Source organism: Bartonella sp. CL266QHHD (assembly GCF_042195355.1).
GTDB lineage: Bacteria > Pseudomonadota > Alphaproteobacteria > Rhizobiales > Rhizobiaceae > Bartonella.
Genome location: NZ_JBHIOD010000042.1, coordinates 29823 through 51684, shown reverse-complemented (window position 1 = coordinate 51684; position 21862 = coordinate 29823). Strand labels below are relative to the sequence as shown.

At 37.5% G+C, this 21862-nt stretch carries 22 protein-coding genes; 14 read left to right on the top strand and 8 right to left on the bottom strand.

Annotated elements, in window-relative coordinates; all coding sequences use genetic code 11:
• Positions 1 to 22 precede the first annotated feature (22 nt).
• From sfsA to radC, 3 genes are read left to right on the top strand one after another with little or no spacing between them, the layout of a single operon-like run.
• Complete coding sequence (sfsA, locus tag ACFIK7_RS05525; RefSeq protein WP_375663055.1) at positions 23 to 739, top strand: DNA/RNA nuclease SfsA; 717 nt, start codon at positions 23 to 25, stop codon at positions 737 to 739.
• Positions 732 to 1562 (top strand): type I methionyl aminopeptidase, encoded by an 831-nt coding sequence (gene map, locus ACFIK7_RS05520; RefSeq protein ID WP_375663054.1) that lies wholly within the window; start codon positions 732 to 734, stop codon positions 1560 to 1562. Before sfsA ends, map begins: the two co-directional genes overlap by 8 nt.
• Positions 1563 to 1579: 17 nt before the next feature.
• Positions 1580 to 2374 (top strand): DNA repair protein RadC, encoded by a 795-nt coding sequence (gene radC / locus ACFIK7_RS05515; RefSeq protein WP_273791035.1) that lies wholly within the window; start codon positions 1580 to 1582, stop codon positions 2372 to 2374.
• A 43-nt stretch (positions 2375 to 2417) separates the two neighbouring features.
• Here the strand turns inward: radC and ACFIK7_RS05510 are convergent, their stop codons facing one another.
• The 4 genes from ACFIK7_RS05510 to ACFIK7_RS05495 all read right to left on the bottom strand — a co-directional run bounded on the left by ACFIK7_RS05510 (position 2418) and on the right by ACFIK7_RS05495 (position 5356).
• Positions 2418 to 2630: a DUF3126 family protein gene (locus ACFIK7_RS05510; RefSeq protein ID WP_375643421.1), complete on the bottom strand. Its 213-nt coding sequence runs from the start codon at positions 2628 to 2630 to the stop codon at positions 2418 to 2420.
• 616 nt (positions 2631 to 3246) lie between these two features.
• Positions 3247 to 4020 (bottom strand): alpha/beta fold hydrolase, encoded by a 774-nt coding sequence (locus ACFIK7_RS05505; RefSeq protein WP_273791033.1) that lies wholly within the window; start codon positions 4018 to 4020, stop codon positions 3247 to 3249.
• Entirely contained in the window at positions 4017 to 4529 is a 513-nt protein-coding gene (locus ACFIK7_RS05500) for a DUF192 domain-containing protein (RefSeq protein ID WP_375660770.1), read from the bottom strand. The genes ACFIK7_RS05505 and ACFIK7_RS05500 overlap by 4 nt, the downstream gene beginning before the upstream one ends.
• A gap of 251 nt (positions 4530 to 4780) precedes the next feature.
• Entirely contained in the window at positions 4781 to 5356 is a 576-nt protein-coding gene (locus ACFIK7_RS05495; protein WP_273791031.1) for a cold-shock protein, read from the bottom strand.
• A 323-nt stretch (positions 5357 to 5679) separates the two neighbouring features.
• Between ACFIK7_RS05495 and ACFIK7_RS05490 the strand changes: the two genes are divergently transcribed.
• The 5 genes from ACFIK7_RS05490 (at position 5680) to ACFIK7_RS05470 (ending at position 10538) form a co-directional block, all read left to right on the top strand.
• Positions 5680 to 6813 (top strand): ABC transporter substrate-binding protein, encoded by a 1134-nt coding sequence (locus tag ACFIK7_RS05490; protein WP_273791030.1) that lies wholly within the window; start codon positions 5680 to 5682, stop codon positions 6811 to 6813.
• Between the two features lie 114 nt (positions 6814 to 6927).
• The gene (locus tag ACFIK7_RS05485; RefSeq protein WP_273791029.1) at positions 6928 to 8004 is read left to right on the top strand and encodes a branched-chain amino acid ABC transporter permease; all 1077 of its coding nucleotides are present in this window, start codon (positions 6928 to 6930) and stop codon (positions 8002 to 8004) included.
• Entirely contained in the window at positions 8004 to 9062 is a 1059-nt protein-coding gene (locus tag ACFIK7_RS05480; protein WP_273791028.1) for a branched-chain amino acid ABC transporter permease, read from the top strand. Before ACFIK7_RS05485 ends, ACFIK7_RS05480 begins: the two co-directional genes overlap by 1 nt.
• Entirely contained in the window at positions 9059 to 9841 is a 783-nt protein-coding gene (locus ACFIK7_RS05475; protein ID WP_273791027.1) for an ABC transporter ATP-binding protein, read from the top strand. The genes ACFIK7_RS05480 and ACFIK7_RS05475 overlap by 4 nt, the downstream gene beginning before the upstream one ends.
• Positions 9828 to 10538, top strand: coding sequence for an ABC transporter ATP-binding protein (locus tag ACFIK7_RS05470; RefSeq protein WP_273791026.1), 711 nt, complete (start codon positions 9828 to 9830; stop codon positions 10536 to 10538). The genes ACFIK7_RS05475 and ACFIK7_RS05470 overlap by 14 nt, the downstream gene beginning before the upstream one ends.
• 96 nt (positions 10539 to 10634) lie before the next feature.
• Here the strand turns inward: ACFIK7_RS05470 and gatA are convergent, their stop codons facing one another.
• Entirely contained in the window at positions 10635 to 12119 is a 1485-nt protein-coding gene (gene gatA / locus ACFIK7_RS05465) for an Asp-tRNA(Asn)/Glu-tRNA(Gln) amidotransferase subunit GatA (protein WP_375631121.1), read from the bottom strand.
• A gap of 31 nt (positions 12120 to 12150) precedes the next feature.
• Positions 12151 to 12438 carry an Asp-tRNA(Asn)/Glu-tRNA(Gln) amidotransferase subunit GatC gene (gene gatC / locus ACFIK7_RS05460; protein ID WP_273791024.1) on the bottom strand — a complete coding sequence of 96 codons (288 nt, stop codon included), beginning with the start codon at positions 12436 to 12438 and terminating at the stop codon, positions 12151 to 12153.
• 147 nt (positions 12439 to 12585) lie between these two features.
• On the opposite strand from gatC, the gene ruvX reads away from it, so the two are divergent.
• Positions 12586 to 13065 (top strand): Holliday junction resolvase RuvX, encoded by a 480-nt coding sequence (ruvX, locus tag ACFIK7_RS05455; RefSeq protein WP_273791023.1) that lies wholly within the window; start codon positions 12586 to 12588, stop codon positions 13063 to 13065.
• Here the strand turns inward: ruvX and ACFIK7_RS05450 are convergent.
• Entirely contained in the window at positions 13050 to 14669 is a 1620-nt protein-coding gene (locus ACFIK7_RS05450) for an acyl-CoA dehydrogenase family protein (protein ID WP_273791022.1), read from the bottom strand. The two genes, ruvX and ACFIK7_RS05450, sit on opposite strands and share 16 nt — an antisense overlap.
• A gap of 125 nt (positions 14670 to 14794) precedes the next feature.
• Here ACFIK7_RS05450 and ACFIK7_RS05445 point away from each other — a divergent pair, with 125 nt between their 5' ends.
• From ACFIK7_RS05445 to dprA, 4 genes are read left to right on the top strand one after another with little or no spacing between them, the layout of a single operon-like run.
• On the top strand, positions 14795 to 15760 hold the full coding sequence (locus tag ACFIK7_RS05445) for an aspartate carbamoyltransferase catalytic subunit (protein ID WP_375631119.1): 966 nt from the start codon (positions 14795 to 14797) through the stop codon (positions 15758 to 15760).
• Positions 15757 to 17058: a dihydroorotase gene (locus ACFIK7_RS05440; protein ID WP_375660767.1), complete on the top strand. Its 1302-nt coding sequence runs from the start codon at positions 15757 to 15759 to the stop codon at positions 17056 to 17058. Before ACFIK7_RS05445 ends, ACFIK7_RS05440 begins: the two co-directional genes overlap by 4 nt.
• Before the next feature lie 11 nt (positions 17059 to 17069).
• Positions 17070 to 17702 (top strand): glycerol-3-phosphate 1-O-acyltransferase PlsY, encoded by a 633-nt coding sequence (gene plsY, locus ACFIK7_RS05435; protein ID WP_273791019.1) that lies wholly within the window; start codon positions 17070 to 17072, stop codon positions 17700 to 17702.
• Positions 17659 to 18891 carry a DNA-processing protein DprA gene (dprA, locus tag ACFIK7_RS05430; RefSeq protein WP_375637615.1) on the top strand — a complete coding sequence of 411 codons (1233 nt, stop codon included), beginning with the start codon at positions 17659 to 17661 and terminating at the stop codon, positions 18889 to 18891. Before plsY ends, dprA begins: the two co-directional genes overlap by 44 nt.
• Here the strand turns inward: dprA and ACFIK7_RS05425 are convergent.
• Positions 18821 to 19027 (bottom strand): hypothetical protein, encoded by a 207-nt coding sequence (locus ACFIK7_RS05425; protein ID WP_005773510.1) that lies wholly within the window; start codon positions 19025 to 19027, stop codon positions 18821 to 18823. The two genes, dprA and ACFIK7_RS05425, sit on opposite strands and share 71 nt — an antisense overlap.
• A 261-nt stretch (positions 19028 to 19288) precedes the next feature.
• Here ACFIK7_RS05425 and topA point away from each other — a divergent pair, with 261 nt between their 5' ends.
• Complete coding sequence (topA, locus tag ACFIK7_RS05420) at positions 19289 to 21862, top strand: type I DNA topoisomerase (RefSeq protein WP_375631116.1); 2574 nt, start codon at positions 19289 to 19291, stop codon at positions 21860 to 21862.

Sequence of the window (21862 nt, the reverse complement as noted above, 5' to 3'; positions counted from 1 at the left end):
ATCATAAATCCTAAAAAGGGATATGCACTTTATTCCCAAACTTTTTCCTGCAAAGCTTATCCGTCGTTATAAACGTTTCCTTGCAGATGTTCAACAAGATGATCAGCATGTCCTCACCGTGTCTGTACCTAATACAGGATCAATGCTTGGATTAACAGCTTTCAACTCCAATATTTGGCTTTCTTATCATAACGACATCAAACGAAAATATGCCTATCAATTAGAAATTATTGAAGCCGATAAGACTTTGGTTGGCATTAATACTTCTTTACCCAATAAGCTTGCGTTAGAGGCAATTCAAAACGGATTACTACCAGAATTAAGTGGATATAAAACAATTTTAAAAGAACAACGCTATGGGACACAATCACGAATTGACTTTCTTTTACAAGATGACATTCTTCCTGATTGTTACCTAGAAGTCAAAAATGTTCATTTTATTCGTCAGAAAGGATTAGCAGAATTTCCTGATAGCGAAACAAAACGTGGTGCACGTCACCTTGATGAGCTCATAGGAGTTGTACAACAAGGAAAACGAGCTGCTATGCTTTATATTATTCAACGAGAAGATTGCACAGCTTTTACAATTTGTCATGATCTTGGTCCACTCTATGGACGTAAGTTTGATTTAGCATTAAAATCAGGGGTAGAATGTTATGCTGTAAAGTGTCATGTAAGTGTAGAAGGCATTTTTCCGATTCAGAGAGTAAAAATAGAAAATAGAAGAAACAATGACTGAGTATATCGAATATAATAAAATCCCTTTAAAATTTAATGGAAAAATCCGCATTTTCGATGATTATGCTTTTGCTAAAATGCGTGAAGTTGGTCGTATTGCTGCAGAATGCCTTGATGCGCTTACGGATATTATTAAGCCGGGCGTTACTACGCAAGAAATTGATGATTTTGTATTCGTTTTTGGAGCTAAGCGAGGAGCACTTCCTGCTGATCTAAATTATCATGGATACAGCCATTCATGCTGTACATCTATCAATCACGTTGTCTGCCATGGCATTCCCAATAAAAGACCTTTGCAAGAAGGTGATATTGTAAATGTTGATGTAACCTTTATCCTTGATGGTTGGCATGGGGATTCAAGCCGAATGTATCCTGTTGGAAAAATTAGGCGTGCAGCAGAACGCTTGCTAAAAATAACCTATGAAAGTCTTATGAAAGGAATCGCTGTCGTTAAGCCTGGAGCAACGACAGGTGATATCGGGGCAGCCATTCAACAGTATGCAGAATCCGAACGCTGTTCAATTGTGAGAGACTTTTGCGGACATGGTATCGGCCAGCTTTTTCATGATGCTCCCAATATCCTCCATTATGGAAACCCTAGAGAAGGAGTCGAATTAAAACAAGGTATGATGTTTACAATTGAGCCTATGATTAATCTTGGTAAACCACAAGTTAAGATTTTATCTGACGGTTGGACTGCTGTTACCCGTGACCGTTCTCTGACAGCACAATATGAACATACAATTGGTGTGACAAATGAAGGATATGAAATATTTACGCAATCTCCTAAAAATATTTTTTATATTCCAAATTCGCATACCTAACGCAACGTAGAGATGTTATGGCTAAAAAATTAAATCAAAAGGAAGGTACTCAAAGTAATCACTTTGCATTAACATCGAGTTCTCCACTCACCCCAGTATCAGAAAGAAAAAGTGAAGAGCCTCAGAAAAACGCACAGCTTCATAAACATTATCAAGGACATCGTGAACGTCTTCGGAAGCGCTATTTAAAGTCAAAAGGAAATGCAATTGAAGATTATGAGTATCTTGAATTATTGCTTTTTCGCACAATACCCCGTGCAAACACAAAACCCATAGCTAAAAATTTGATAGCGCGTTTTGGTTCATTAGCTGATGTGTTGGGAGCGGACATTCACCGACTTCAAGAAATTCCAGGATGTGGTCCCGCCACTGCAATTGATTTAAAAATTATTTCAGATGTTGCTGGACGTCTTGCTCGTGCGCAATTGTTTAAACGCGATATTTTTTCATCATGGGATAAAGTTTTAGCTTATTGTAAAGCTGTTATGGCTCACGAAACACGTGAACAATTTCGTATTTTATTTCTTGATAAGAAAAACGGCTTGCTTGCTGATGAGGTGCAACAAACTGGAACCATTGATCATACCCCTGTTTATCCTCGTGAAGTTATTTCTCGCGCTTTAGAGTTATCCGCCTCAGGACTTATCTTAGTCCACAATCACCCTTCTGGCGATTCCACCCCCTCTGATGCAGATATAACAATGACATATAGATTAAAAGATGCAGCAAATGCATTAGGCATTATTATCCATGACCATCTTATTATTGCACGAAATAACCATACGAGCTTTAAAGCGTTAAAACTTATATAAATCTTATGGGATAAAAAGACTTCATTCAACTATGAATAACAAATCAATTTTCTAAATCAATATCTAATATAGCCATTGAGAAATTATAGGAGAGCTCTTCTTCATCTTCATCTCGATAGATAATGCCTAAAAACTCATCTCCCATATAAACCTCACAAGAATCACTCTTTTTAGGCCGTGCTCTGACTTGCAATGCTGAGTTTTGGAATATATTTTTAAAATAATTATCAAGTTTTTTTATTTCATCAGCATTCACTATGCTCTCCTGTTTTTTGAAACGATTAAAATAATTGCGTGTCGCGCAAATAAGACACTCTTATGATTCTGTAAAGTCAGTAAAAAAGCATAATCTGAATATTTACTTAATGTTACATATATTTACAACGTTCTTTATAAATTTATAAAGAACGTTTACAAAAAGAGTCTATCATTATTAAATATACCCGTATAGATTAAAAAATGGCAAAAAAACTGTATATTTTTAATAATTTTACTTTATCTCCAATTTTAGCATCTGTATTTAGAATGCATATTCGTAAGAATAAATTGATCAATAATTTATAATTTTGTTCCTTTTATAAAAAATATAAATAACAATATTTTTTTATTTAAAACTACATTTTTTAGCAAAAAATATTTATTACATCATGCAAAAATAATTCTTTTTAATAACTTTTAAAGTATAATTATCTAATCTTAGAAGAGTTACATCTCTGAAAAATATACAAAATAATCTAATAAGAGTTTATTTTTCTTTTCATTATTTATAAAAACTTATGTCACAAAAGAAAGATTTTTAAATAAGCTTTTTTAATTTATACGACATAAAAATATTGGGTATTTCTGTAAATTCTAAAAGCTATGAAGAATTCTTATTTTATAGGATAACGAGAAAGAAAATCGATAACACCTTTTTTATAAACTTTATCGCCTACAGCAAGCATATGATCTCGATCAGGAATTGATATAGCTTCACCACAAGGCAACAAGGCTGCCAATGGCTCTGCAGCACCGCCAATTTCATCTAATGAACCAACAGCAACAAGTGCTGGTTGTTTGATTTTGTAAACTTCAGACGCCGTTAACTCCTGTTTTGATGTAATGATACAAGCAGCAAGAGCACGTCTATCGCTTTTCGTTTGATCTGCAAATTTACGGAACATTAAACCGCGTGCATTGGTAATGGTGGAAATATCTTCTGCTAAAAGGGCCTCAGCAACGGGCTCCCAATTTCCTGCTCCCGTCACCATACCAATACCTAAACCACCAAAAATAACACTGTGTACATATGTTGGATGCAAAAGAGCCATAAAAGCACTAATACGAGCCCCCATAGAATATCCCATAACATGAGCTTTAGATAACTCTAAATGCTGTAGTAACTTTACAGCGTCGCCAGCCATAGCTTGAGGTGTATAAAAGACAGGATCATAACTTTTAACTGAATCTCCGTGACCGCGATTATCAAGAGCAATAACACGATATCCTGCTTCAGTGAGAATACGAAACCAACCCGTTGCATACCAATTCACCCGTGCAGAAGATCCAAAACCATGGATCAACAAAATAGGCGCGCCCTGCCCTTCTTCTCGATAAGCAAATCGCAAACCATTATATTCAAAAAAACGAATATCTTCAGCGGTCATTTTTTATTGCACTTTCCACAAAGTACAGGATGAATAACACGTTGCCCTTTTTGTATCTTTTTTTCAGAAACTTCACCAGCGTTAATCTCAAGTGCAAAAGCTGCAGGAACTTCTGATGAAATGGTCTTTGTTGAAAATGGAGAAGTATTTTCAACAATCGATACAATAATTCCCTCAGAGTTTAAAAAAATCATATCTAAGGGTAAAGGGGTATTTGCCATCCACATAAAAATTTTCTGTTCATCTCCCGATTGGGAACTTTTTAGCTGCTTAAAGAGCATTGCACGATCGCGTGGAAAATCAGTTCGATACATTAAACCAGCTGCTGCTTGAGATGGCGTAAAAGCAATCTCTACCTTATAAAAAACCGGACCTTGCTTTGTATGTATTTCTAAAGGAATCGGATGCACAGGAATCTCTATGGGCTCCTTTGCTACAACAACACGCATATCTAGCATAAAAAGCATCACCAATAAAGCAATATGCCCCTTTTTAAAAGGCTTTAACATTCTTGTCTCCACCACAGAAAAATTTTAAATTTTGTTTATAAAATAAAAAGTACCAGAGTTTAAAAGTCAAAAAACAAGAGAATTGCTTCCTTGTTATTTTCTAGTTTCTTTCAACGTAATATGCACAATTTCCTTCATTTGGTTTATAGATTCACGAGAGCTATATTTTCTTTAAAAATCTACTTCTATAGCAATTTATGAAACAATCACCTTTAAAAATACAGAAAACATACTGATTTCACTCTTGAAATTTAATGCGTAGCTAAAGGAATGCCTATATCCGGATAAATCTCTGCTGTCATTAAACCTTTTTCTCCTTTACCAAAACGTACAAGAACAACTTGACCGGAACGAAGCTCTGCTAAACCAAAACGGCGCAATGTTTCCATATGAATAAAAATATCTTCCGTTCCTTGCCCACGGCTAAGAAAACCGTATCCTTTGTCACGATTAAACCATTTAACAATTGCTCGTTCTAGTCCACTTTCTGGAGTAACAACAACATGGGTACGGGCTGGAACTTCTGATGGATGAATTGCTGAAGAACAATCTATGGATTTCACCTGAACGCACTTTAATCCTCGTTCAGTTTTTTCCACAGCACAAATGACTTTAGCTCCCTCCAAAGCTGTTTGAAAACCATCCCTTCGCATTACTGTAACATGCAATAATATATCGGGGAAATGAGGTAAATCAGGTACAATAAATCCATACCCCTTACTACCATCAAACCACTTAATGACACCACTGATTTCGATAATCTCCCCACAAGCACCTATACTATCCTCAGATGGGGAACAATCCTTTAATGCATCCTTACTCGTCATAATAACGTGATCCTGTAGCTTATAAATTGTACGATATTGATTCTCTAGGTTTAAGTAAACATTGCTCTTGTATCAACACGCAAGCCCCAAGATAAGATTTCCCCACATTGTCGTATCTTCTATGTTAATGTCAGAGAATATCAACATGAATATTTATAAAACTATTTGATTGTACACTTTACATACCTTACAAGAAGTGCCCTACAAAAGAGGTCATATAAAAGTTTTTTTACATAATGATATTTTGATTAATGTGTAACTTGCATGATGAAGAAGTTCAATATAAGGTGAAAAAACGACAATTCAATTAAGGAAAATGCGCAATGCAATTGAAGAAAATCCTTACGATAATCGCAGCATTTATGGCATTTACAGCAAATGTTTATGCGAGTGAACCTATTAAGATTGGTGTTTATCTTCCATTAAGTGGTCAAAATGCATTTGGAGGTCAGCTTGAAATTAGAGGTATAGAATTAGCCCATAAAAAAGTTCCAGAAATTTTAGGACGTAAAGTAGAACTTGTTATTATTGATAATAAGTCTGATAAAGTAGAAGCGGCTAATGCTGTTATGCGTTTAACAGCAAGTGAAAAAGTGAGTGGAATCATTGGTAGCTATGGTTCTTCGCTCTCGTTAGCAGGTGGTGAAATATCTGAAAAGGCAAAGACTCCAACCATTGCAACGTCCTCAACAAGTCCCCTTGTTACACAGGGTAAAAAATATTACTTTCGTGCTTGCTTTATTGATTCCTATCAAGGAGTAGGAATCGCAACTTATGTAAGCCAAACTTTACACGCAAAAAAGGCTGCTATCCTTAAAGATATTTCAAGCGATTATGCTATTGGTCTTGCAAGTTATTTTACGCGTGCTTTCAAAAAATTAGGTGGTGAAGTTATCTCAAATTTAAATTATAATTCTGGAGATCAGGACTTTTCAGCTGTTCTCACGCAAATTATCGCCCAGAAACCTGATATCTTATTCATTCCATCTTACTTTTCTGAAGGTGCTATCATCATGAAACAAGCACGAGAATTAGGGGCTAAGTTTCAAATTATGGGTGGAGATGCTATGGATAATCCAGAAACCATTACGATTGCAGGAAAAGCTGCAGAAGGTTTCTTACATACGACACTTCCCTATAGTGAGGATATGCCAAATATGTCAGTAGCTGCGCAAGAATTCACAAAAGAATGGAAAAAAGCTTACCCTGACAAAGAACCAAATATCAATTCTGTTTTGGGATACACGAGTTATATGATGTTCATGAAGGCTATTGAAAATGCTGGTAGCACTGATCGTGAAAAAATTACTATCGCACTTAGCCAATTAAAAGATTTTCCTACCCCCTTTGGGGATATGTCAATGGATGAAAATCATAATCCTAAAATTCCTATTGGTATCATTAAAATACAGGATGGAAAACGTGTTTATTTAGAAGAAGTTAAACCTGCTTTTTAATTAAAAAGTTGTACTTATTAAAATGCAAGAATTGGTTGAGGATCTTTTTCTCAACCAAAAACTTAGAAATTTCTTATTGTCCTATGTAAATTAACAAATGTGGAAGGATGAGAGATGAGCACTGAAATGTTCATCCAGTACTTTTTTAATGCACTGGCATTGGGATCTCTTTATGGGCTTATTGCTATTGGCTACACCATGGTCTACGGTATACTGAGACTCATTAATTTTGCTCACGGTGATATCTTTATGCTGGGAGCATATTTTGTTTTCTTTTCCACAATTGGCTTTATGCCTGCTTGGGCAGCTTTTCTTCTTTTGTTCCTTGCTGCTCTTGTTTATTATTCGGTCTTTATAGGCTTTAAAAGGCGTCCTCCAATTTATTGGATTGCTACTTTTTTAATTCTTGCGCTAGGATTTGTTTATTATTTTAAAATTTCCCCACAAGATTTTACACCGATTTGGGTTTTAGCTCTTTGTTTTTCCATTTTTATTACAAGTGCTGTGGGTGTTGCTGTTGATCAATTTGCTTATAAACCTCTACGCCATGCTCCGCGCATTTCAGCACTTATCGGTGCAATCGGTGTTTCTTTTTTTATTGAAAATCTTGCTACTGTACTCTTTAGTGGTGTTCCGAAAGGTGTACAACAGCCAGATTTTCTTGTAACACCATTTTTATGGCATCTAGGATCAGGAGCAGATGGTATCATCAGAATTGCTCCCATGTCTTTGATCGTTCCCTTTGTGTCATTAATTCTTATTTTATTACTATTATGGATTATCCATAAAACAAAACCGGGTCTTGCTATGCGCGCAATCTCCCATGATATTGAAACAACACGTTTGATGGGTGTATCTGTCAATAAAGTTATTGCGTTTACATTTGGAATAGGCTCAGCTCTTGCCGCCATAGCAGGCATTATGTGGTCTTTACGTTATCCTCAAATTCAGCCTTATATGGGTGTTCTTCCTGGTCTCAAAGCATTTATCGCTGCTGTTATCGGAGGTATTGGTTCGATACCAGGTGCAATGTTGGGAGGATTGTTATTAGGGTTTATTGAAATTATGATTATCGCATTTTTTCCCGCGCTATCTGGATATCGAGATGCCTTCGCTTTCATTTTATTGATTCTGATTTTATTGATATTGCCCACAGGATTAATGGGTAAAAGAAGTCAGGAGAAAATCTAATGGCGAAGTCAGCGACAACTGTTTTATCGTGTATAAGTATTTTCGTTTTTATAGGTTTTTTATTTTATGCTGATAGCCATTTTAATGACTATACGCTTCGTATCATAAATCTGATTGCTATTAATGCGATATTGGCAATTTCGCTTAATTTGATTTACGGTTTCACAGGTATGTTTTCTCTTGGACATGCTGGATTTATGGCTATTGGTGCTTATGTTTGCGCAATTTTACTTCTTTCCCCTGAACAAAAAGAAATGATGTGGATTCTTGATCCTATTGCTGAACCATTATACCATTTACAGTTACCTTTTTTTATCGCTGTTGTTGTAAGTGGTTTGTGTGCTGCAGTTGTAGGTTTATTGATTGCTTTACCAATATTGCGTCTTGGTGGTGATTATCTTGGAATTGCAACATTAGGTTTTGCAGAAATTATTCGCATTGTCATTACGAACGCAACATCGCTCACAAATGGCTCTTTGGGAATCAAAGGAATACCTCAAAATGCAACATTATGGTGGAACTACGGTTGGCTAGCATTTACTGTTCTCTTTATTGTCCTCTTACTGCAAAGCAATACTGGTAACGTATTACGTGCTATCCGTGATGATGAAATAGCTGCGAAAACTATGGGAATTAACGCTTTTTTCTACCGTAGTTTTTCTTTTACTGTTGGAGCGTTTTTTGCAGGTATAGGTGGCGCATTAATGGCGGCTCTTATTTCAACCATTGATCCAAAAATGTTTAATTTTCTTTTGACTTTTAATATTTTGATGATTGTTGTTGCTGGTGGTCTCGGTTCAATTACAGGGAGCATTATTGGCAGCATTATTATTACAGTAATGCTTGAATGGCTTCGTATTATTGAAAGTCCATTTGACTTAGGTTTTATACATATTCCAGAAACCCCAGGACTTCGTATGGTTGTTTTTTCTCTTTTATTGCTGGTAATTATCTTGTTTTGGAGAAAAGGGTTAATGGGACAACGAGAATTCTCATGGAATGGAATTTATAGCTTTTTGACACGCAAAAAGCTTTCTAATACTGAGGGAAAGCTATGAACGACAACATCCTTTCACTCAATAATATTGTAATGCGTTTTGGCGGATTAGTTGCTGTAAATAATGTTAATATGGCAATTAAACGAGGAAGTATTACTGGGTTAATTGGTCCCAATGGTGCTGGAAAAACAACAGTTTTCAATATGATTTCTGGATTTTATGCTCCTACAAGCGGCATCATTCTTTTTGATGAGAAAAAAATTTCTGGAGCGTCTCCTTATATTATCTGTAGAAGCCATATTGCCAGAACATTTCAAAATATTCGTCTTTTTTCAGGGTTAACGGTTTTGCAGAATGTTATGGTAGGAGCGCATGTTCGACAAAAATATCCTTGGTTTTCTTCAGCTCTATTTTTTTCAAAAGCAATGAAAGAAAAGAAGGAAGTTTATAAAAATTCCTTGGAGCTCCTTGAACAGCTACAACTTGATCACCTTGCCAATCAATCGGCAACAGCTTTACCTTATGGTGTGCAACGACGTCTAGAAATTGCACGCGCGTTAGCCACAAAGCCCAAATTGCTTCTTCTTGATGAACCTGTTGCTGGCATGAATCCACAAGAAAGTGAAGATCTTAGAAAATTCATCGCAAAAGTGCAAAAAGACTTTGATCTTACAATTCTTCTTATTGAGCACGATATGAAAGTGGTTATGGGGCTTTGCCAACATATTTTGGTTATGGAATATGGCTGTTGCATTGCCAATGGTACACCAGATGAAATTCGTAATAACCCTAAAGTTATTGAAGCTTATCTTGGCGGAGATGTTTATGGATATTCTTAAAATAAAAAATCTTTACGTTCATTATGGCGCCATTAAAGCTGTCCAAAATCTTTCTATGTCCATAAAGCGGGGCAGTATTGTCACTTTAATTGGAGCCAATGGTGCAGGAAAAAGCAGTATTGTACGTTCTATTACAGGACTTAATCGCTCTGTTTATGGAGAAATTACCTATAATGGCAAATCTATTATTAAAAAATCACCAGAAGAGATTTTGCGATTAGGGATTGCTCTAAGTCCTGAAGGACGACGTATCATGCCCCATCTCACTGTTTTAGAGAATCTTCATCTAGGTGCTTATATTCGTCACGATAAGCAGGGAATTTCCCGTGATATTGAATGGATATTTGACCTTTTTCCGCGCCTACGTGAAAGAGCAAAACAGTTGGGAGGAACAATGTCAGGTGGTGAACAACAGATGGTTGCTGTGGGCCGTGCACTCATGAGCAATCCTGATATGGTCATATTAGATGAACCCTCGTTGGGGTTAGCGCCACTTCTCGTTCGAGAAATTTTTTCTATTATTCGAAAAATTAATGATATGGGAAAAACTGTTCTTCTTATTGAACAAAATGCATTTGCTGCACTTTCCATAGCTGACTATGCTTATATTTTAGAGGTAGGACATATTTTATTTCACGGTGAAGGAAAAACTATGCTCTCTGATTCGCGTGTTAAAGAAGCCTATCTTGGTGGATAAAGACTACGAATTAAGGAAATAGAGCTCATTCCCTCCACCTTCTAAAAAAGCATTTCTCATTAAGGATGAGAAATGCTCCTTTGTGAATTTTGACTATTACATCCACCATTTTTCTGCACTGAATATTCCTGCTTCTTGTTCAATAATATGCGCTATCTGAAAAATGACTTCTTCAGAAAAAGGTTTACCAATCAATTGCAATCCTAGAGGTAAACCATTTGATGACAGACCAGCAGGAACAGAAATTCCTGGTAAACCAGCCATATTAACTGGTACCGTAAAAATATCATTAAGATACATTGCTACAGCATCAGTTTTTATTTTTTCATCAGCAATACCAAAAGCAGGTGTTGGTGTTGCTGGTGTCAAAATAGCATCAATGCCTGAAGCAAAACATTGATCAAAATCACGTTTTACGAGTGTTCTTACTTTTTGAGCTCTTAGATAACAGGCATCATAATAACCAGATGAAAGGACATAAGTCCCCACCAAAATACGCCGCTTAACTTCATTACCAAAACCAACAGAACGTGTATTTTCATACATCTCAATGATGTCTTTTCCAGGCATGCGCAAACCAAAACGCACACCATCATAACGCGCTAAATTAGAAGAGGCTTCTGCAGGAGCTATAATGTAATAAGAAGGTAGAGCATATTTTGTATGAGGCAAAGAAATATCCTTAATCTCAGCACCTGCTTCTTTTAACCAATTTATTCCTTTTTGCCAAAGCTCAATAATTTCTGGAGACATTCCATCCACATGATATTCTTTTGGAATACCTATTTTCATTCCTTTGATTGATTGACCAAGATAACTTTCATAATCAGGAACTGGTAAATTGACGGAAGTAGAATCTTTTTCATCAAAAGAGGCCATTGATCTGAGTAAGATAGCACAATCACGAACATCTCTGGCAACAGGTCCAGCTTGATCAAGAGATGAAGCAAACGCGACAACGCCCCATCGCGAACAACGTCCATAAGTTGGCTTTATTCCTACAGTTCCAGTAAAAGCTGCTGGTTGACGTATTGAGCCACCTGTATCTGTTGCTGTTGCCCCAGCACAAATTTGTGCAGCAACAGCGGCAGAAGATCCTCCCGATGAACCACCGGGTACGAGTTTTTCATTCGAGCCTTTTTTTCTCCATGGACTAATAACGGGGCCATAATATGATGTTTCGTTAGATGAGCCCATAGCAAACTCATCCATATTAAGTTTTCCTAACATCACAGCACCGTCTTGCCATAAATTAGCTGTGACAGTTGATTCATAGTGCGGTTTAAAACCATCAAGGATATGTGAACAGGCTTGAGTATGAACACCATAGGTTGCAAAAAGATCTTTAATCCCCAAGGGGATTCCTTCTAAAAGCCCTCCCTGCCCTTTCGCTAAGCGACTGTCTGATTCAGCAGCCATTTTCATTGCCTGTTCTGCTGTTATTGTTACATAAGCATTCAAAATTGGATTAGCTAATTCTATTGCTTGTAAATAAGCTTCCGTTAATTCTGTTGCTTTGAGATTTTTCTTTGTTAAAGCATCACGAGCTTGCGCAATTGTGAGGGTTGTTAAATCAGTCATATTGGTTCTCAAATTTCAAAAATATAAAAAATTACTCAACAATTTTTGAGACAAGAAAAAAATTTTCTTCTGTAACAGGAGCATTGGCTACAATATCTGCTGCTTTATCACCATCTGTAACACTATCTTCACGCATTCGTAGAGTCATCGGCATCACAGATGTTAATGGCTCAATTCCACTGACATCAACTTCATTCAATTGTTCTACAAAACCTAAAATAGCATTGAATTTTTTTGTCACAGGTTCTATCTCATCATCGTGGAGGGCAATCCTTGCTAAATGTGCTATCCGCTTGACTGTCTCTTGATCAACAGACATACTCTTTACGCCTTTCTGCTTTTTTGTTTATTTATTGATCTTTATTCTGGCTATACAAGGCTGCACTTGTAAGTGCAAGAATATTAGATAACATGAATAAAGAATATAACTATAGATCTGAAACATTAAAAAACGTATTATACCCTTATGACTGTTATTAATATAGATGAAGTTATAACACATCTTTTGCCTAGACAAACAATAGCAGGCTTAGATTTAGGGACAAAAACTATCGGAATTGCCATTTCTGATATGGGGCTGACTGTCTCAAATCCGCGTCCTGTACTACAGCGAAAAAAATTTACAGAAGATGCTTACACACTTATTAAAATTTTTGACCGTGAAAATGTAGGCGTTATTATCATTGGCTTACCTCTTAACATGAATGGAAGCAGTGGCTCTCGTGTTCAAGCAACCAGAGCTTTTGTGAGCAATATGAAAGCTTATACAAAAATTCCATTTGTTTTTTGGGACGAACGTTTATCAACAATTGCTGCGGAACGGTCTCTTTTAGAAATGAATGTATCGCGCGCTAAAAGAGCAAGCCGTATTGATTCGGCAGCCGCCGCTTTTATATTGCAAGGTGCTCTCAATAGAATTCAACACTTTCATCATATGGAAGGATAGAGGACATTGAGCAAATGCCCTGCATTATATCGTGCAATGAGCATCCCGTAAGAAGATCTCCATTGTCCCCCAAGGCGGCTTTCCATATAGGCATTTGCAACATGTTCTATGTCTGTAGAACGTAATGCTGCTGCTGCTGCTGCATAAGCTACCTGTTCAACAAAAAACCTTCCTGCACCTTCATTTGCTGATGCCATATCACCTGCTGACTTAATGATTTCAATTGCTCGGGGTCCCGCTGGCCCAATATCAAGAGCAATTTTTTCCAACAATTTCTGAAACAATCCCGGTGCTTTTTCAGCAATAAGAATGGCATCCTTTACCAATTGATTAGCAGAACTATTTCTCACAATTCGCGCAGGCCCATTATGCAACATTTGTGATAATGGATTATTCTCTATAAAACTTTCAATACCAAGTTGTGCAATAATTTCACCAATAATAGGCACAACCAATTGACTTACATGATAAGCAATAATAGGTGTCATAATACGGGCAAAAGCGGCTTCAGAACGGTCATTTGCTGCATTGTCAAATGCTCTCGCTAAACGCAAAACCAATGCTTGTGAGGCAGCTATATCTAATGCAATATCTGCAAAAATACGTTCTGTCAGTGGAGGTAACGGCTGATTGGGCATTTTTTTCCGGAAAAAATCTATACCAAATTGAAGAGCCGCTCGTAAAACACCTGCCGATATGACAGATTGATCGAAACGCATCATCGTCTCGATATCTTTAATAACTTTAAGCCCTTCTCCAGCATTTCCCAAAAGCCAGCCATAACTGCCTTGGAAATCGACAACCCCCTCTGGTGTTAAAAGTTCTCCAGAACGCTGAATTAAATGACGAATCGATATAGATCCATTTAATGCGCCATTTTCTTGTATGCGTGGAATAAAAAAACAACTTAAATGACCATTTAAATCTGCACTAACAAGATATCCGTCAGCGGTAGGATTAATAACATTGGTTTTTACAACATTTAAACGATATAGATCACGTTCCATACTTTCATCGAAAGAAATTTTCTTAACACTTGGAAAATTGAAAGCGTATTTTTCAATATCGTCAAATGCACAAGTTAGAGAAGCAGCCTTTTTATGATGAATAGGCTTTGATGAAGAATCATATTGGCGTGATAAAAGTACATTTTGCCATTTTTTGAAGAGCTCAATATCACTAATTAAAACAGCAATAGCTGCACTCGTTATGATAACTTCATTCAAATGTCCTGTTTCTAAACCAGCAGATAAAGCTAAACGAATCGCACGCGCTTGATAGCGTACTCCATTTTCTGAACTCGCATTTTCCCAAAGTGAGGTAACCAAACCTGCTTGTCTAGAATATTGTTGAAGAGCTTGATAGGAAGAATGGATCTCTAATTTTTCCGTTGGTTGCCCCCATTCATCATTATAGCATAATAAAGGCTTATAATGATTCGCTAAGCAAGAAAGTTTCCATGCTTCTCGACTCGCGGCAAAATCCCCTATTTCTTCAAAACTTGCTAACAAAAACTTAGGCAAAGTAGAAGCAATACGAAACATAAGCGTATCGCTAAGAAATGTATTTTTTCGACGAGTATTTTGCGCAGATACAGCACTCATAGGTATATTCCTACATTCAAATCATTCATATCATAGACTATTTGTCTTTTTAGAGTTAAGAAACATTTATCATATTCAAACAAATGCTTGTTTAACCTGTTTAGAGAGAGATAAAGAAGAATGCTATGATTCAAGATAATTTTTTTCCACTTTTCCCTCATCAACATCTTTTAGCTATTAAAGATCTGAGTGTACAAGATCTTAATACATTGCTTGATCGTGCAGAAGCAAATGTTATCCTTTCTAACAAAATTGATAAAATAAAATCTACTTTGCATGGACGGACTCAAATTAATCTCTTTTTTGAAGCCTCTACGCGAACACAATCTTCTTTTGAATTAGCGGGTAAAAGGCTAGGTGCACATGTGATGAGTCTTGCGATCGGCAACTCATCTGTAAAAAAGGGAGAAACATTACTTGATACAGCTACAACTCTCAATGCAATGAAGCCAGATATACTGGTTTTTCGCCATAACAGTGCAGGAGCGGCAGCTTTATTAGCGCAAAAAGTTGATTGTTGTGTTATTAATGCAGGTGATGGTGCTCATGAACATCCAACCCAAGCTTTATTAGATGCTCTAACCATTAAAAGGGCAAAAGGTCGTATTGAAGGATTAACTGTTGCGATTTGCGGAGATATCTTACACTCACGTGTTGCCCGTTCCAATATCTTGTGTCTTAATGCTTTGGGTGCTCGTGTTCGTGCTGTTGCTCCCTCAACACTCTTACCCGCAGAAATCGCTCATATGAGTGTTGAGGTTTTTAACACGATGAAAGAAGGTCTTAAAAATGCTGACGTTATCATGATGTTGCGCTTACAGCATGAACGGATGACAGGCTCTTTTATTCCCTCTACGCGTGAATATTTCCATTATTTTGGCTTACATAAAGAAAATTTAGCCTATGCCAAAAATGATTCTATTATTCTGCATCCTGGCCCATTAAACCGTGGTGTAGAGATTGCATCCGACATAGCAGATGGACCACAAAGTATGATTCATACACAAGTAGAAATGGGAATTGCAGTGCGTATGGCTGTCATGGAGGCTTTATTAGATTCACGCGCAAAGATCAGTGGAGAAAAAAAATGATAAAACCAATTGTTTTTCAAAATGCTCGTATTATTGATCCTTCGCGCACAATCGATGAAATTGGTACAGTTATTGTTGAAAATGGACGAATTATAGCCGCTGGAAAAGAAGCTCTGAATCAGGGATTCCCTGAAGAAGCAGAAGTTATTAACGCACAAAACAAAGCAATTCTCCCTGGACTCGTTGATGCGCGCGTTTTTGTTGGAGAATTAGGGAATGAGCATTGTGAAACAATTGCATCAGCAAGTCAAGCGGCCGCAGCAGGTGGTATTACTTCCTTTCTTATGATGCCAAACACGCATCCAGTTATTGATAATATTGCTCTGATTAAATTTATTACGCATACAGCACAGGAAATCTCATTGGTCAATATTTATCCCGTTGCTTCAATCACACAAGGTTTCAACGGACAAGAAATAACCGAATTTGGTTTGCTCAAAGATGCAGGAGCCGTTGCTTTTAGTGAAGGCAAAAAAACACTTCAAAATTCATCTGTTATGCGGCGTGCAATGACTTATGCACGCGATTTTGATGTTCCATTGATGCATGAAACGCAAGATAAAGATCTTACAGGGCAAGGTGTGATGAATGAAGGACTGCTTGCCAGTTGGCTTGGTCTTTCTGGCATCCCTCGCGAAGCAGAAGTTATTCCACTTGAAAGAGATCTGCGATTAGCAGTATTAACGCAAACACGCTATCATGCCGCTCAAATATCGACAGCACTCTCTGCTGATGCACTTCGTTTAGGTAAAAAACGCAGTGAGAAAATTTCAGCGGGTGTATCTATTAATCATTTATCTTTCAATGAAAATGACATTGGTGAATATCGCACCTCTTTTCGCTTAATGCCCCCATTGCGTACAGAAGAAGACCGTATAGCAATGATTGAAGCAATAAAGGATGGGACTGTAGATGTTATTGTCTCTTCTCATGATCCTCAGAGTATCGACAAAAAACATTTACCATTTAATGACGCGGCAGTTGGCGCTATTGGTATGGAGACCTTATTGAGCGCAGCCTTACGCCTTTATCATGATGAGAGCCTATCTCTTCTACGGATAACGGAACTTTTGTCAACGGCGCCTGCAAAGCTCTTTGGACTCAATGCAGGAACACTCAAAAAAGGTGCTCATGCAGACTTTATTGTGGTTGATCTTGAAGAACCATGGGTTGTTTCGAAAGAGAAGCTCTATTCACGTTCAAAAAATACCCCTTTTGATAATGCACGTTTTCAAGGACGTGTGCTCCAGACCTTTGTGAAAGGGAAATCCGTTTTTAAACTTGATCAACAAACTTAATGAGATTCTTAATGAATGAAGCAGAAATATTTTTTCAGTCCACTCCATGGTTTATTTTCCTCATATCTTATCTCATTGGCTCGATTCCATTTGGTCTTCTTTTTACGAGATTGTTCAAAATTGGTGATATAAGAACAATCGGTTCCGGCAATATTGGAGCAACAAATGTTTTACGAACAGGAAATAAAAAGCTTGCTGCTCTAACACTTCTTTGTGATATGTTAAAAGGAACTATCGTTGTTTTGATTATAAAGTTTTTTAGTAATCCGCTAGACAATAGTATACTTGTTTCTCTAGCGGGTTTTTTTACTTTCTTAGGACATCTTTTCCCCGTATGGCTTAAATTTAAAGGTGGCAAAGGTGTTGCTACCTATCTAGGGGTCTGTTTAGGAATCTATTGGCCCGCAGCAATTATTTTTATTATTGTATGGAGTGCGATTTTTCTTCTCATGCGTTATTCTTCATTATCTGCGCTTATTGCTGTTACGATCACACCGATATTTGTTTTTTATTTTTCCGCTTCTTATTTCTATTGTATGCTGATTGTGATGAGCGTATTTGTGTTTATAAAACATTCTGCAAATATCAGTAGATTATTAATTGGGGAAGAAAGTAAGATTGGTACGCAACACGGAGATAAATAAAGGAATCCTGCTTACTGATCGTCAACGTCTAAGCTGGTTACGGTTGTTGCGCAGTGAAAATATTGGAGCTGTTAGTTTTCGCAATCTCATTGATCATTATAAAACAGCAGAAAATGCTCTGGCAGCGCTGCCAGAGCTTAGTAGAAAAGGTGGTGGTTCTGTATCTATAAAAATAGCAAGCTTAGAAGATGCAGAAAAAGAAATGCAAGAAGCTGAAAGATTAGATATTCGGTTCATCGGTATGGGCGAACCAGACTATCCAGCTTTTCTTAAGGTTACAGAAGCCCCTCCGCCGCTTATTGCTATCAAAGGTAATATTTCAATTTTTCAAAAAACTTCTATTGGAATTATAGGTTCTCGAAATGCTTCAGCTGCTGGGAAAAAGCTTACGGCTCAATTTGCGCGTTTTCTCGGAGAAGCAGACTTTGTAACAATTTCTGGTCTCGCTCGTGGAATTGATAGCGTTGCGCATCAAGCAAGTTTAAAAACAGGAACTGTTGCAGTCATGGCTGGAGGAATTGATCATATCTATCCTCCTGAAAATAAAAAGTTGCACGAAGATATTATCGCCAACGGTGGAGCCATCATCAGCGAAATGCCCATTTCTTGGAAGCCGCGTGCTATCGATTTTCCAAGAAGAAACCGTATTATTGCAGCTCTATCACTTGGTCTCTTGGTTGTAGAGGCAGCCCTGCGCTCAGGGTCCTTAATTACCGCACGTCAAGCAGCTGAAATGGGACGGTTAATTTTTGCCATTCCCGGTTCTCCACTTGATCCAAGATCTGTTGGTACAAACAATCTTATCAAAGACGGTGCTCTACTCACCACACATCCTTCTGACATTATAGAAACACTTACGCCATTAATTTCACCGCTTCCAAATTCGCAACTCAATTTTTTTGAGGAACCATCCTCTTTACAACTTGAAAAGGAGAATTTTAATTTAGCAGATGAAAAAAACAGCGGTCTCTCTTCAGCAGATGACAATGCAGCACGCGCAGCAGTTCTCTCCGCTCTTTCAACAACGCCAATCGATTTAGACACACTTAGTATCCACTCAGGTGTTTCACTCCCAGCTCTCTACCTCTTGTTGGTAGAACTCGACCTTGCTGGAAAGCTTATTCGACACTCTGGTGGTTGTGTGTCATTGTCGAATCTTGATCTTCCCCAAGAGCCTCAGCACTATTAATAATGCTTTGCCCTTCTTTGGCAACCATATCCAAAAGCAATGCTAAAAGCGGACTATGCGCCTGACGCGCCATCTGATTCATTTGCTTTGACATGTCTGTAATATATTGGATAACTTTTAAATGATTTATAAACATAATCCTCTATCCTTGAGCATTTCCCCTCCTACCTCTCAATAGACGTCTTAGTATTTCGCCGTATGTTTTTGTAATAACAGTGGAAAATAAATCGTGTAATTCTATATAGGGTGTATTCTAATAATGACAATCATAAGTTGTACAATATTCATGTTTTTTATATGGCTAATATTTTTTTATGTGCTCTTAAGCAATTGGCATTAGCTATTCGCGTAAAAGGCGTTTATAAAAAAATTTTTATTTCAATATTTGGGTAAAATTATGAATATCGTTATCGTTGAATCTCCAGCAAAAGCAAAAACAATTAATAAATATCTTGGATCTCAATACAAAGTTGTCGCATCATTTGGACATGTTCGTGATTTGCCTGCAAAAGATGGTTCTGTTTTACCGGATCAAGATTTTTCTATGAAATGGGATATAGATTCTGCTGCCGCTAAACGTTTAAATGAAATAGCAAAAGCCGTTAAAGAAGCCGATAGCCTTATATTAGCAACAGACCCTGATCGTGAAGGGGAAGCTATTTCATGGCATATTCTGGATGTTCTCCGTCAAAAAAAAGTTTTAAAAGATAAACCTATTAAAAGAGTTGTCTTCAATGCCATCACCAAAAAGTCTGTGCTTGATGCTATGAACAATCCACGTGATATTGATACATCACTTGTAGATGCTTATCTTGCACGTCGCGCTCTTGATTATCTCGTTGGTTTTACACTTTCACCTGTTTTATGGCGGAAACTTCCTGGTGCCCGTTCAGCAGGACGCGTTCAATCGGTTGCTTTGCGTATTATTTGTGATCGTGAATCAGAAATAGAACATTTTATCAAAGAAGATTATTGGTCCATTACAACACAGTTAAAAACCATCCGAAATGATAGTTTCCAAGCAAGATTGACAATGTTTAATCAAAGAAAAATAGGCAAGCTTGATATTCAATCTCAAGAACAAGCAGACCAAATTCGCCTTATGTTGGAGCAAGCCCAATATCATACACTCAGTGTTGAAGCAAAACCTACAAAGAGAAATCCTTTTCCTCCATTTACAACCTCCACACTACAACAAGCAGCTTCTTCAAAATTAGGATTTTCAGCTTCTCGCACTATGCAAATTGCCCAAAAGCTTTATGAAGGCATTGAAATTAATGGTGAAACGGCAGGGCTGATTACTTATATGCGTACCGATGGTGTGCAAATAGCACCAGAAGCTATTGATTCAGCACGAAAAGTTATTCATGAAACTTTCGGTAAAGACTATATTCCTGAAAAACCACGTTTTTATTCAACAAAGGCAAAAAATGCACAGGAAGCACACGAAGCGATCCGTCCAACAGATTTTCAACGCAATCCTAGTCAAGTCCGTAATTTTCTCGATAGCGATCAAGCAAAGCTCTATGAGCTGATATGGAAGCGTGCTATTGCCAGCCAAATGCGTTCTGCTGACATTGAACGTACAACCGTTGAAATTGAAGCACAGCAAGGAGAAAACCGTGCAAATCTACGAGCAACAGGATCTGTTATTCGCTTTGATGGCTTTATTTCCGTCTACACGGATCAACGAGACGAAGAAAATAATGAAGAAAATGAAACAACACGTTTACCACAAATAAACACTGGTGAAGCACTTACAAAAGAAAAAGTTGAATCCGTACAACATACCACAGAGCCCCCTTCTCGTTATTCTGAAGCTTCATTAATTAAAAAGCTTGAGGAGTTAGGAATTGGTCGTCCTTCGACTTATGCCTCCACATTGGCGACATTGTGTGACCGTGGATATATTGTCATTGATAAACGAAAGCTTATTCCCGATGCTAAGGGACGTATTGTTACGGCCTTTCTTGAAAATTTCTTTAATCGCTATGTAGAATATGGTTTCACAGCAGATCTTGAAGAAAAGCTGGATCTTATATCTGACGGCAAACTTTCTTGGAAAGACGTCTTAAGGGATTTTTGGGATGGATTTAATGCATCTATTAGCAATATCCAAGAACTCCGTATAACCAATGTCCTTGATGTTTTAAATGTAACATTAGCACCTCTCGCCTTTCCTGAACGCGAAGATGGAAGTGATGTGCGTTCCTGTCCTCTTTGTAAAAATGGTCAATTATCATTAAAACTCGGTCGTTATGGTGCTTTTGTTGGCTGTTCCAATTATCCCGAATGTAAATACACACGCCAACTTGGTACAGATACTGGAGAAGATAATGAAGCTGTACGCAATGATGAACCTGTTATACTTGGTATTGACCCTGAAACAGGAAAAGATATCTCTCTTCGCAATGGCCGGTTTGGACCCTATATTCAACTTGGTGAAAGCAAAGAAGTTAAGCGTGCAGGACTACCAAAAGAGTGGCAGGCAGAAAATGTAACCCTTGATAAAGCCTTGGCTTTACTATCCCTTCCCCGTGAAATTGGCATTCATCCTGAAACTGGAAAAATAATCACGGCTACGATTGGACGATATGGTCCCTATCTTAGCCATAACGGAAAATCTGCGCGCCTTCTTCATGCAGATGAAGTTTTTGATATTGGTATCAATCGCGCTGTTACAGTATTGGCAGAACAACAAGAAAACAAAACCAAGCAAAGCAGAACAACACCTGAAGCATTGGCAACATTAGGAGAGCATCCAGAAGGAGGAACCATTACCGTGCGCAACGGGCGTTATGGTCCTTATGTCAATTGGGGTAAAATTAATGCAACATTGCCAAAAGATAAAGATCCCATTAGTGTAACACTTCCAGAGGCACTAGAACTTATATCGGTTAAAGCATCGAGTAAAAAAACAACTTCAAAAAGAGCTTCTTCTAAAACAAAAGCAAAAATAAAAGAGACATAA